This is a genomic window from Thalassospira sp. CH_XMU1458 (genome assembly GCF_037027205.1).
Lineage (GTDB): Bacteria > Pseudomonadota > Alphaproteobacteria > Rhodospirillales > Thalassospiraceae > Thalassospira > Thalassospira tepidiphila.
Genome location: NZ_JAYMDW010000001.1, coordinates 1001099 through 1013425 on the forward strand (window position 1 = coordinate 1001099; position 12327 = coordinate 1013425).

The following is a 12327-nucleotide window of genomic DNA, read 5'->3' on the forward strand; positions in this document are numbered from 1 at the left end:
CTCACCGGTTATCCAAGGGAGTTGGCCAGAAAACGCCGCACCAGTTCACGCAACATCTGGATGGACTCCAAGTCCATCACAAACAGAACATAGCCATCGATATCGTTCTGACGCAGCATGAATTGTACATGCAAAATCATCAAAACGGGATTCGTGGCAGCACTGCCCCCTGCGGTGTCATCGTCAAGCAATGCACGCGTTTCGCGTTTGCGAAACGTCGGCATGGAGCAATTGATCGGTTCACCCAGCACGTTCGAAATACTGCCAAGGCAAGCATTGAGGATAATGTTGCCGACCTCCATCAGGGCTTCCTGTTCAAGATCGGTCAGCGTATCAAGCGGCACGTCAACCTTAAGCAAGCTACGGACAAGCTCAAGGCTGCGAACTTCCGGGAAGACAAGCATGGCTTCACCGGTAAACGGTCCATGAAAACTTTGACTGACGGCAGAAACAACTTCGGTCGGGGCGTTGGCCAGTTCGCTGTCGGAAAACCGTTCGACAAACGAGATGGCAGGCACGGTCAATTCAACAGGCTGATCAACCATTTCAGAAAGGGACGACGCGGCACGCCCGACACCAATATTGATCAGTTCACTAATTGTATCATGTTCAAGTTCGGTCAGTTCGATCATCGGGTTGCTTCCCGCGACATGATGTAGTCGCGAATTTTATCCTCAGTCGGGGGCTTTGCGATGAAATCAAGGCCAAGGTTCTCGGCCTTGTTCTGGATCTCCTGTTGAATATTGGCAGTCAGAAGCGCAATTACAGCCCCGGGGAACCGGCTGCGCAGCTTTTCGCCCAGTTCAAGCCCATCCATGCCCGGCATGTTGAAATCAACCAGCATGTAGTCATAGGTTTTGGCGTCAACCATCTCAAGCGCCTTGGCGCCATCCTCGGCCTCGTCGATTTCCCAATTGGCAAAGTTGCTGGAAATGAATGCCTTGACCAGAAGGCGGGCAAACTTGCTGTCATCAACGAGCAATACGGATTTGGTGTTTGGCATTTTCATCTCGATTTTGCGGGGCAGTGGTGGCGAAGCATCTATCAATTGGGCATGTCTGGCGGGCTAGATTTCACTCGACATGTCGATCGATGGTCGTCGAATGTATTGGACAATTTCTTCGGGCGGCAGCGGAGTTGCGATCAGGAAGCCCTGGACTTCATCACAATTGCATTCCCGCAAGAAATTCATTTGTTCCTGGGTCTCGACCCCTTCAGCGATAACCTTGAGGCCAAGGTTGTGCCCCATCGCAATAATGGTGCGCGTGATCGCGGCGTCGTCTGTGTCGATGGTGACATCCCGAACGAACGAACGGTCGATCTTGATGGAATTGATCGGCAACCGTTTGAGATAAGCGAGTGACGAATACCCGGTACCAAAATCATCAACCGCGATCTTTAAACCAAAATGGCGCAGCTCATCAAGGATGGTGGCCGCCTTCTTGATTTCCTGCATCATCGCCGTTTCGGTGACTTCAAGCACAATACGGGCAGCTGGTGTTGCTGTCTCGGCAAGGATGCGTGAAATCGTCTCGGTGATGTGGCCCTCGATCAACTGCCTTGGGGATAGATTGACCGCAATCGGCATCGGTGGAAGTGACTGTGCCTCCCATTCGGAAATCTGGCGGCAGACTTCGCGGAAAACCCATTCGCCAATTCTGCTGATCAGGCCGGTTTCCTCGGCAACCGGAATAAACTGCATTGGCGAAATATAGCCTCGGCCCGGCTGCTTCCAGCGAATCAGCGCTTCAAGGCCGCAGACCTGGTTTGTCCGCAGATCGACCTTCGGCTGGTAATGCAGTTCAAATTCATCCTTCACCAGAGCTTCGCGCAGATCATTTTCGATCACAAGGCGCGCCATGGCACTTTCGTTCATGGTCTTGGTAAAGAAGTGATAGGTACCGCCGCCGCTGGATTTTGCACTATACATTGCGGTGTCGGCATTGCGCATCAGGGCTGGAAAATCCTCGCCATCAGATGGATAAAGGGCAATCCCGATGGACGGTGTGACAAACAGAACGCGTCCCTTGATGTCAAAGGCCGGTGCCAAGGCATCAAGCACAGCCTGCGACAGAATGACGGCATCCTGCGTTTCCTTGAGGTCAGGAATAATGATCAGGAATTCGTCGCCGCCCAATCGGCCGACAATTTCCTGTCGCCCGATCACGCGTTGCAATCTGAGTGCGACGGCCTTGAGCATCAGGTCACCGACATCATGACCAAGGCTGTCATTGATCACCTTGAAACGATCAAGGTCAATGAACAGGATTGCGGTGGCGCCGCTGCGCTCGGACGCATTGTTTTTATGGGTGTTCAAGGCTTCCGACAGGCTGCGTTCAAGCATGCTGCGGTTGGGCAGGTTGGTCAGCGTGTCATGATTGGCCATATAGACCAGTTGTTCTTCGTAACGCTTTCGCACGGTGATGTCGTTCAGAACAGCCGTCATCAATGGTGTTGCGCTATCGGGGATCAGGCGCAATGCAATGGAAACATCGATTTCCTTCTGATCGGCGCGCACAATCGGCAGGGTAAAGCGTTTTTCGACGGCCTCGGCACCGGGGGCGTGTGCGGCGAGTTCTTCCAGACTGTGTTCGAGAAGCGGCACGGCACGCGGCAGCAGGAATTCATGTAGTGTACGGCCCTTCGGTGTCTCATCACGCATCAGGCCGAGGATCTCTTTGGTTGCGGCATTGCATTCGACAATGCGACCCGTCGGCGTGATTGTCAGAATGCCGTCCGCGACATTTTGAACGATGGCGCTCAGGCGGCTTTCACGATCGCGGACCTTTTGCTGGCTTTCAAGCAACCTGTCGAGTGTTGATGAAACCCGTTCGACCAGGCCACGTGTTGTCTGCAGGATCATGCCAAGTTCATTGCGGGCATGGTGCGGCGGAATATTGATGGCAGCAGAGTCTGGCTTTTCCGGATCGATTTGGCGCAATTGTGCGGCAATGCCCAGAAGCGGTTTGGTCAGTGTGATATAGAAAAAAGCAACCAGAACCAGACCAAGCAGCAGATTGCGCACAATCCCCGACAACAGAATGCGCGAAGCACGGTTGATGAAACCCTCTGCGATCATGTCGGTATCGATCTTGACACTAAGATGGCCGACCAGACCGTTTGGTCCGTCTGTATTCAGCGGGATTTCGTATTCCTGATTTTCCCCAAACATGATCTGGGTCAGGAATGTGCGGTTGGAATTGATTGGCTGTTCGGTCTTGCGTGCCAGAACATTTTTGAAGTTGTCGCGAAGCTCGGCCTCGTAGACAGGCTCATATTCAAACAGGCCGGAAATAACACGGGCTGCGAGTGTTTCATCCAGACCATATGCGGCCTGGGTCGCAGACTCGCGCAGCGTCGCAAGAACCTGGTTTACGGTTCGGTCAATCAGGTTCTGTTCTTCACGAAGATCCCAGACAATCTGAATGCCACTGAATAACAGGCCGATCAGCAAAGTAAGGCCGACCGCAATCCTTGCCTGTTTGACAGACAAGCGATCGCGCCATCTAAGCCGTTGTTGATCAAGGCCTTTTTCCGGCAATCCGATCCCCACAGTTTCTTCTGTTATACCCCTTGCGAAGCAGACTATGGCTTTGCGGGGGTAAAAGCAATTCTCCGCGGGATTTAGGAACTGGAAAAGCCGCGAGAAATCTGTATGTTCTGCGCTGCACTGCAGCGTTGAGGGCGAACTCGAAGCAGTCGCCACGCAGCCTGTCAGTGCGTCGTGAAGAAAATACTACGTAAAAAATTAGGGTTTTATTGGAGTTGCACACAACTGCTGTGCGTGATAACCCAATTCCCGAGAGAGAACATGGCCGAAAGCGGGTGCAGCCGCAATCTGGCCCCGCAACCTGTACGGAGTTACACCATGACCTATGTGGTGACGGAAAACTGCATCAAGTGTAAGTATCAGGACTGCGTCGAGGTTTGTCCCGTCGATTGCTTCTATGAAGGTGAAAACTTTCTGGTGATTCACCCTGATGAATGCATCGATTGTGGTGTTTGCGAACCGGAATGCCCCGCTGAAGCGATTATTCCCGATACCGAACCGAATCTGGATAACTGGTTGGAAATCAACCGTAAGTTTGCAGAGGTTTGGCCAAATATTACCCGCAAGGGCGATGCGCCTGCCGATGCGGATGAATGGAATGGCAAATCCGGCAAGACCGAATTGCTGTCCGAAGCCCCGGGAACGGGCGACTGATTTTTGGGCTAACCCCCGATATTTCATGCGATTTTTGACCCACTGGTTTGCGCCAGTGGGTTTTGCGCATGGCTGCATTGAACGACTTGCCGGGAAAATTCCTGTAAACTGATGGCGTGTTGTGTTATGGTTCACAATTCGCGCTAAGGGCTCGACAGGCTCGTTCCGAAATGTCGGATTTCCGTATTTGAATTTCCTGTCTGAACCGCGACTTTGCCAAAAAGCTTGGTCGCGTGCAGCTCTTTGCGTCGCTGGTTCTGTAGTGTTGCAGTTGAATGACCAGGCCTGATTGGGCCGGAAGGATGCTTGATGTCGGATAAGTTGCCGTTTGCTGTTGGCGATTACGTTGTTTACCCCGCACATGGCGTTGGCTGTGTTGATGGCCTGGAAACCCAGGAAATTGCGGGGCAGGAATTGCGCCTTTATGTAATTACCTTTGAATCTAGCCGCATGACCTTGCGCGTGCCGGTGAACAAAGTTGGCAACTCCGGTCTGCGCAAGCTGTCCTCGAAGAAACAGATGGATTCCGCGCTGATTACCCTTAAGGGCCGCGCGCGTGTGAAACGCACCATGTGGTCCCGCCGTGCGCAGGAATATGAAGCAAAGATCAATTCGGGTGACCCGGTTTCGATCGCCGAAGTCGTGCGCGACCTTCACCGCAGCGCGACCCAGCCGGAACAGTCCTTCTCCGAACGCCAGATCTACGAAGCAGCTTTCGAGCGCCTCGTTGATGAACTTGCCGCGATTGAAAAAATCGACAAGGACAAGGCTTCTGGCAAACTCGAAAAGCTTTTGCAGAAGGCTGCCTGATTGCGAAGGCCCCTTCAGACAACTATTTATAAAAACCGGCCCGCGATATACGCTTGGGCCGGTTTTATTTTTGTTTTGGGCAGGTTACAGCGATGAGTACAGTTCTGGCGCCGATCAAGCCGGCTGAGCGAATCTGGGTCGTCGGCGCAATCAATGGTGATCATGGCGCATTGTGCGCCGTTCACCAGAAACTTGCGCAACATATGAAACCGGGCGACAGGCTTGTCTATCTTGGCAATTACTGGGGCGATGGCACGGCCGAAAATGTCGTCGCAACCATCAACGAGCTGTTGCTGTTTCGCCGTTTCTTCATTGCCAAGGATGGTGTTGATATCAGTGATATCGCCTTCCTGCGCGGTGCAGCCGAAGAAATGCTGTCCAAGTTGCAGCAGATCCAGTTTGCCCCAAACCCGGGCGAGGTTTTTGACTGGATGCTGACCCGTGGCATCGCCGGACCAGTGCGTGCCTATGGCTTTGATCCGGTCAGTGTCCAAAGAACCATGCATCAGGGCGCACATGCGATCTCGCAGTGGACCTCGGGCTTTGCGGATGCCGTGCGTCGCCATAGCGGCCATAACGCATTGATGTCTGATCTGAAGCACGCGGCCTATTCGACAGATGGGCGCCTGATCTTTGTTCATACAGGGCTGGATGGCTCACGGCCACTGACAGGCCAGACGGATACCTTCTGGTGGGGCGGATCAATGTTTGAAGCCATCACCGAACGGTATTACGACTGTGCCCGTATTGTGCGCGGTGCATCCCAAGGTCAGACAGGCTTGCAGGAACGCGAATTTACCCTGTCGCTGGACGGTGGTGCAGGCCGCGGTGGTCATTTAATCGCGGTTGCCCTTGATGGACAGGGTGCCGTGATCGAGCAGATCACGAGCAGTTAGACTTTCCGTTATCCCCTCGGGGCAGGGCGCAATCGAAAAAGAAAAAGGCAGCATTAATATGCTGCCTTTTGTCGTTTTGGGTTTGGATAGGTTGGCGTTCTAGTGCCGAACCACCTTGACCAGCGACCCGACCGCCGGGGCCTGCCCATCGCGAAGGCCGTTGATAGTTGCAAAGACATCTGCTGGTGCCTTGTCGACTTCCATGTCGTCGATAAAGGTCTGCAGGTCATATTCCGGGTTTACGGCACGTACCTTGATGCGAAGCGGGGTATAGATCTTCTTTTCCCGATCGGTGAGCGGGCGGAAGCTATAGGTCGTGCGGCGCAGTGGCAGGTTATAGCTATCAGCCTGATCAAGCGGTGTGACAAACAGGAACTGATAGGCCGAGCTGCCATGGCGGATCACAACCACGCGCAGGCGTGCAGGACCCGAACGCAACGAGATATCAGCACTGCCGGTGGCGGCTTCCTGACCTTCGATGTCGAGTATTTCAATATTGCGAATGGCGATCTGTTTCGAGAACCCGTTTTGAAGATAGCTATCAAGGCGCATGTCCTTTGCGCCCGGCGCACCTTCGAAGATGATCTGCGCACCTTTGCCATCGCGGGCGATAACGGCATTTGGCTGGTTGGTCATTGTGAAGCCATCGGGGACTTCAAACCGGAAATTCAATGGCACATGGACGAATTCCTGTCCCCGGACATAACCCTGATCCGGGCCGTCGCCATACAAAATACCGTCAATTGCCGTCATATAGCGCACAGCACCACTTTCCGGATTGGCAACCGCGGTGACATTGGCGCTTTGATGGGCCTGTTCAATACGATCAAGCGTGCGCGGATGGGTTGCCATGAAATCATACTGATCGACATCATCGGGGGATCGACCAGCAAGTTTGGCCTGAAGTCGTGAATGGGCACGAAGCTTTTCAAGGAAGGTCGCCATGGCATCTGGGTCATAGCCCGCACGCGTGATATAGCGAATGCCAAGCATGTCGGCTTCGAATTCATGTTCGCGCGAGAAGGATTTGAGGTATGCGTTTGCCCCGGTGCCAATCAGCTCGCCAGCACCGTTTCCGACGGCAACGGCCAGACCACCCGCCAGAATTTGCGTCAGCACACCACGGCTATAACGTTGTGCGGAATGGCGGGCAACGACGTGGCCGATCTCATGGGCAAGGACGCCTGCCAGTTCTGCCTCGTTGGTGGCAAGGGCCGCCAGACCGCGCGTAATATAAACGTATCCGCCTGGCAGGGCAAAGGCGTTGACGACCGGGGAATCGAGGACCGTGAAGGTGAATTTCTCGTTCGGGGTTTCCGAAACCGCGACCAGCTTTTCACCGACTTCTGTCACATAGGTCTGCAGGTCCTTTTCGGTGTATTGACCACCGAATTCCTTGACCATTTTCGGATGTTCCTGCGAGCCGATCTGTTTTTCCTGCTCGGGCGACATGAAGGCCGTAAAGCTGTCTTCGCCGGTCGCCCGGTTGGTCGAACATCCGGCAACGGCAGTACTCAGCGCAATGGCCGCAAGCACACCTGCAATATGTTTATGTGAACGAAAGTTCAGCCAGCCCATTGATATCTTTCCTCGTGTCCTTTGGCCGCGTAAGCTGTGGCGCAATATATTTGCAAAACCAACCGGGAATTGGTAGCGCGTGTTCCTTGATCATTCAATCTTTTCGCATTCACCGATAAAGCATCAAAAATGGGGAAATTTTTGGGCCGGATCGACATTGGTGTGGCGTAAATGCACATTAATGCTGCTTGTTGTCGTCTTTTGCGGGGTCAATCTACCCGTGATGGCCGCAGATTGGCGCTGTGGGGCTGACATCATCGCGGGTGATGCTCAAACGCTGCTCTCAACGGATCCGAGACCGGTTTGGCATGACGTGCAACTTAATATTGAAGCGGTTGATGCATTCACTGCCGCCGAGCTGCCGGGTAAATCATTTCGGCTGGCAGATATTGCGTTTGTACCGGGATATGAAGACGCGGCACGGGCATGGCTAGAACAGGCCAGTACGAACAAGGTTTCGATCACGCCGCTGGCCGAAAGGTCGGACTTTCTCGGGCGACTACCGGTTCGCATTCAAGATGAAGGTGTCGGCGATTGGCATGCAGAACTTGTGGCTGCCGGTCTCGGGATGCTTGTTCCTGAAAGCAGGCAGGATGTGTCAGAGCTGATCGGGATCGAAGACACCGCAATAGAAAATCAGTCTGGCATTTGGTCCGACCCGAGCCCAGAGACAGCTTATTACGTGCGGGCCCATGATGCAGGGGCAGAGAATATCCCGATCGCCCGTGATGCAATCGGCAGATTTGCCGTGATTGATGGCACGATCAGAAGCATCGAACATCAGGAATGGCGTAGTTATCTTAACTTCGGATCGAACTGGCGCGAAGATTTCACCATCGCACTCGATGCCACCTTCCGGGATGCAGTCGCCAACGGCGAAGACTTTCAAGACATCCTGCAGGATTGGGTCGGGCAGGAAGTTCGGGTACGTGGCGTGATTGAAAATCGCGGTGGCCCTTACATCACGCTTGAAAACCCGTTCTGGCTTTGCCTCGCCCGATAGTCGGGGGCGCAATAGAGCTTGTTCTTATACGGTCGTTTATGCGACTTCTTGTACGCGCCGCCACCGGCGAAAAGACAGCGTCCCATTTAATAAAGAAAAGGTCCTTCGCGTGCTCTATCCCGAAATTTCGCCCCATCAGTCGGGTTGGTTACCTCGTGAAGACGGTCACGAGATTTACTGGGAAGAAGTTGGTAACCCCGATGGGCTGCCGGTCATCTTCCTGCATGGCGGCCCGGGTGCGGGTATTTCGCCTAACAGCCGCCGCTTCTTTGATCCGGAAAAGTACCGTGTGATTTTGTTTGATCAGCGCGGGGCCGGAAAATCACGCCCGTTCGGTAGCCTTGAAAATAACACGACCGATCATCTGATTGGCGATATCGAAGCCCTGCGCAAGGAACGCGGCATTGATCGCTGGCTTGTGTTTGGGGGCTCGTGGGGCTCGACTTTGGCGTTGGCCTACGGTCAGGCGTGCCCGGAACGCGTCACAGGCTTTGTCTTGCGCGGTATCTTTCTTGGCACGACATCCGAAATCAAATGGTTCATGGAAGGCATGGGGCGGTTCTTCCCCGAGGCAGAGCGCCGCTTCCTTGATGCTGCTGGTTTCAAAGACAATCCCGGTTATCAGCCCTTGCTTGACCGTTATGCCGATATCTTCTCTGGCAGGGATGGTGAAGACGCGGCCATTGATGCCGCACGCGTGTGGTCAGCCTATGAGGCAACATGCTGTACGCTTCTGCCTGATGATGGTCTGGTCGAGGACTTTGAAGGCGATCAGATCGCGTTGGCGCTGGCCAAGCTTGAACATCATTACTTTGTCCATCGCTGCTTCTTTGAAGAAGACCAGTTGATCAAGAACGTCGGTCGCATTTCCCATGCACCGCTCGTCATTGTTCAGGGGCGTTACGACGTTGTGTGCCCGCCGGTTTCGGCCTTGGCACTTCACAAGGCGTGGGATGGTTCTGAGCTGGTCATCGTTGATGATGCCGGGCATGCGGCCAGTGAACCCGGGATTATCCGGGAGCTTGTGCTGGCGACCAACCGGTTCGATGGCAAGAAGTTTGTGTAAAATTAACCGACAAGCAGCATTGTGTTGTTGAGTTTGAAGCACGGTTGGGTAGTATATCGAACCGATTGATCTAGTGGGGACTTGGTTAATGAAGTTGGTTTTGGGGAAACTGCTTGCAGTTTGCGTACTGTTTGGTTTTTTGAACACCGCACAAGCACAGCAAATTCTTGGAAATGATAACGATTCCGGACTGCTTGAATTTTCGACCGGTATGGTCGACATCACGCAGGACGAAGAAGCTGCAGAATTTCGTCTGAACTACCGTGCACAGCACGCGATGTTTGATGTCACCCGCCCGATCGGTGGTGTGATGGTCACTTCCGAAGGTGCCGTTCACGGTTATGGCGGTCTGGCTGTTGACGTTCTGTGGGGCGATCATTTCGTTTCCAGTGTCTATACCTCGGTTGGTGCATACCATCAGGGCAATGGTGAAGATCTTGGTCACTGGATCGAATTCCGTTCGGGGCTTGAGCTGGGCTTCCGCTTTGACAGCCACGAACGTCTCAGCCTTGGTATCTCGCACATCTCGAACGCCAGCATCGGTGACGAGAACCCGGGTACAGAAATCCTGTCCCTGACCTATTCCTTCCCGATCGAGCGCCTGTTCGACTAAGGCGATCATCGATAAAGGTTTTACTCAGCCGAGGGTGATCACATCCTCGGCTGATTTGCGTTTGGGGCAATATCCGTCCCCTCGTGGATTGATCGCCATCGGTTTTGCTGCTAATGGAAAGCTGCCTTTTGGCAGTGCGCCCGTAGCTCAGCAGGATAGAGCACCAGATTCCTAATCTGGGGGCCACAGGTTCGAATCCTGTCGGGCGCACCATTTATCCCCTATGACCAAAAGAACAAAGCATGCCCTGGTGCAGGGCTTGAAGCCCGATTTCATACCGCGTCCTGTGGCGGGTTTTCTTTGAACCATTCAACGATCTTCGGCATATTTTCTTCAAAGGCGCCGGGCGCAAAAATGTTCAGCACGCCCGCCTTTTCTCTGCTGCGGTTTTCGAAATCGTGCTGAATGCCGGCGGGGACGTATATAAAGCTGCCTTTTTCTGCTTCTTGCCAATCTTCACCGATCAGAAAGCTCATTGTACCCTCAAGCACATAGAAAATCTCGTTCCCGTCATCGTGGGAATGCGCGCCAATACCTTTGGTATTTGGCTCCATCCACCATTCAGAAATGGAATACTGATTGGCTGTTTCCTGACCATCGGCCTTAAAGTCGGCTTTAATTCGACCCATGTCGTAGCTGCGGCCCTTGCCTTGTTTCGGGAAAATCGCCTTCTGAGTATCACAATCTGACATCGTTTCCGGTCCCTGGCCTGCACACTGCCTTTAAAGAACTGTAGTGATATCATAGGTTGATTTTGCGAATGCAGAAAGATGCTCAATGATTTTGTGTTTGCAATTCGGAACGCTTGAAAAACAACCACTTCTTTCTCATATCGGTAGAAAGGGGGCTTGGTTGCGATCCACTCCGTTTGGCTCCCGATAAAACCGATCTGGGAGGATCACATGACGAACTGGATCAGGCTGCCAAACAGCGAAGGTCAATGTGTCGCGCGCTCTGATGGGCAAGGCGACCAAAAAACATATCAGCGCGAAGTCGGGCGTGCCGGTTTCTCCGGCCCTTCTGCGCAAATTTATCATCGTCACCCGCCGGCCGGCTGGGCGACATTTGAAGGTCCTTTGCGACCACGTGCGTTTTCCCTTGGCAAGCTCTCACCAGGCCCGGCTTGTCCATTGCAAGCCCGCCGGGTGCTTCACAATGATCATATGGAAGTACGTTACTGGAAAACTGAAAGCAAAATGCATGCGCTTGCCCGTAATGCGGATGGCGATACGCTGATCTTTGTTCACAACGGGTCCGGGGCGCTGTTTTGCGATTACGGTCATCTACCCTATTGCGACGGGGACTATATCCTTTTGCCGCGTGGCACCGCCTGGCGGATTGAACCATCTGAACTTTCGGAATTCATGATGATCGAGGCAACGGCATCTGCCTTCAAGCTGCCGGATGCATCACAGGGTGGGCCAAGCGCGATTAATCCGATGCTGTTTAGCTTGCCCAGAATTGATGACGCCTTCATTTCCCAGCAAGACGATGCCTTCTGGGAAATTCACATCAAGCGCCGCGGGCAGGTTTCGACCCTGACTTATCCGTTCAATCCGCTGGACGCGATTGGTTGGGAAGGCGATCTTTGTGTGGTGAAACTGAATTGGCGCGACCTTGCAAAACATCGCTCCGAAGGTCAGAGAACGCCGCCCGCAGCGTCGTGCACCTTTGTCACAGAAACCTTTTCAATCAGCACCTTCATCCCCAAGGTGGGAGAGGGCGAGTCCGGCATCATGCGTGTGCCGTTCTATCATTCGAATGAAGATGCTGACGAGTTCATCTTTTATCACCGGGGCGAATTCTTCAGCCGCGGCGAGATAAAGGCCGGCATGGCAACATTCCATCCAAGCGGTTTCCCGCACGGACCGCATCCAAGCGCCTATCAGACAAAGATGGTAAAGGCACCGGTGGAAACCGAAGAAGTGGCCGTCATGATCGACAGTCGGGCATTCCTGACGGTTGATGAATCCATTCCGGACGGCGCAGAATGGAAGGCGTATGTGAAAATGTGGGAAAAAGCGCAAGAGACACTATAAGGACTTGCTGACATTCGGTGAAAAATGGCAATTTGGCGCCGCCAGTTGATCGTGGTAATTTCGGGGAAGGTTGTTAATGTATTTACCACCTTGTCGGGGTAGTCTGAGTTGTCCCGAG

The 12327-nt window shown here is 53.5% G+C and carries 12 protein-coding genes and 1 tRNA gene; 8 read left to right on the forward strand and 5 right to left on the reverse strand.

Annotated elements, in window-relative coordinates:
* Positions 1-8: 8 nt before the first annotated feature.
* From WBY09_RS04520 to WBY09_RS04530, 3 genes are all read right to left on the reverse strand, one after another.
* A complete protein-coding gene (locus WBY09_RS04520; protein WP_197145990.1) occupies positions 9-632 on the reverse strand; it encodes a chemotaxis protein CheC in 624 nt (207 codons plus the stop codon).
* Positions 629-1003: a response regulator transcription factor gene (locus WBY09_RS04525; protein WP_064780019.1), complete on the reverse strand. Its 375-nt coding sequence runs from the start codon at positions 1001-1003 to the stop codon at positions 629-631. Before WBY09_RS04525 ends, WBY09_RS04520 begins: the two co-directional genes overlap by 4 nt.
* 63 nt (positions 1004-1066) lie before the next feature.
* Positions 1067-3493: a putative bifunctional diguanylate cyclase/phosphodiesterase gene (locus WBY09_RS04530; RefSeq protein WP_336232105.1), complete on the reverse strand. Its 2427-nt coding sequence runs from the start codon at positions 3491-3493 to the stop codon at positions 1067-1069.
* A gap of 375 nt (positions 3494-3868) precedes the next feature.
* Between WBY09_RS04530 and fdxA the strand changes: the two genes are divergently transcribed.
* From fdxA to WBY09_RS04545, 3 genes are all read left to right on the forward strand, one after another.
* Positions 3869-4204 (forward strand): ferredoxin FdxA, encoded by a 336-nt coding sequence (gene fdxA, locus WBY09_RS04535; RefSeq protein WP_007090191.1) that lies wholly within the window; start codon positions 3869-3871, stop codon positions 4202-4204.
* A 309-nt stretch (positions 4205-4513) separates the two neighbouring features.
* Positions 4514-5014 carry a CarD family transcriptional regulator gene (locus tag WBY09_RS04540; protein WP_008889261.1) on the forward strand — a complete coding sequence of 167 codons (501 nt, stop codon included), beginning with the start codon at positions 4514-4516 and terminating at the stop codon, positions 5012-5014.
* Between the two features lie 92 nt (positions 5015-5106).
* Positions 5107-5910 (forward strand): hypothetical protein, encoded by an 804-nt coding sequence (locus WBY09_RS04545; protein WP_197145976.1) that lies wholly within the window; start codon positions 5107-5109, stop codon positions 5908-5910.
* 99 nt (positions 5911-6009) lie between these two features.
* On the opposite strand, the gene WBY09_RS04550 is transcribed toward WBY09_RS04545, so the two are convergent.
* Complete coding sequence (locus WBY09_RS04550; RefSeq protein WP_197145974.1) at positions 6010-7488, reverse strand: M48 family metalloprotease; 1479 nt, start codon at positions 7486-7488, stop codon at positions 6010-6012.
* 313 nt (positions 7489-7801) lie between these two features.
* Here WBY09_RS04550 and WBY09_RS04555 point away from each other — a divergent pair, with 313 nt between their 5' ends.
* From WBY09_RS04555 to WBY09_RS04570, 4 genes are all read left to right on the forward strand, one after another.
* On the forward strand, positions 7802-8491 hold the full coding sequence (locus WBY09_RS04555; RefSeq protein ID WP_197145972.1) for a hypothetical protein: 690 nt from the start codon (positions 7802-7804) through the stop codon (positions 8489-8491).
* A gap of 109 nt (positions 8492-8600) precedes the next feature.
* Positions 8601-9557: a prolyl aminopeptidase gene (gene pip / locus WBY09_RS04560; protein ID WP_197145970.1), complete on the forward strand. Its 957-nt coding sequence runs from the start codon at positions 8601-8603 to the stop codon at positions 9555-9557.
* Positions 9558-9645: 88 nt separating this feature from the next.
* Positions 9646-10170 (forward strand): acyloxyacyl hydrolase, encoded by a 525-nt coding sequence (locus WBY09_RS04565; RefSeq protein ID WP_064779796.1) that lies wholly within the window; start codon positions 9646-9648, stop codon positions 10168-10170.
* A gap of 136 nt (positions 10171-10306) precedes the next feature.
* Positions 10307-10383, forward strand: a tRNA-Arg gene (locus WBY09_RS04570).
* Between the two features lie 59 nt (positions 10384-10442).
* Here WBY09_RS04570 and WBY09_RS04575 read toward each other — a convergent pair.
* A complete protein-coding gene (locus WBY09_RS04575; protein ID WP_197145968.1) occupies positions 10443-10862 on the reverse strand; it encodes a cupin domain-containing protein in 420 nt (139 codons plus the stop codon).
* Between the two features lie 471 nt (positions 10863-11333).
* Between WBY09_RS04575 and WBY09_RS04580 the strand changes: the two genes are divergently transcribed.
* Positions 11334-12209 carry a homogentisate 1,2-dioxygenase gene (locus tag WBY09_RS04580; RefSeq protein ID WP_336232106.1) on the forward strand — a complete coding sequence of 292 codons (876 nt, stop codon included), beginning with the start codon at positions 11334-11336 and terminating at the stop codon, positions 12207-12209.
* Positions 12210-12327 lie beyond the last annotated feature (118 nt).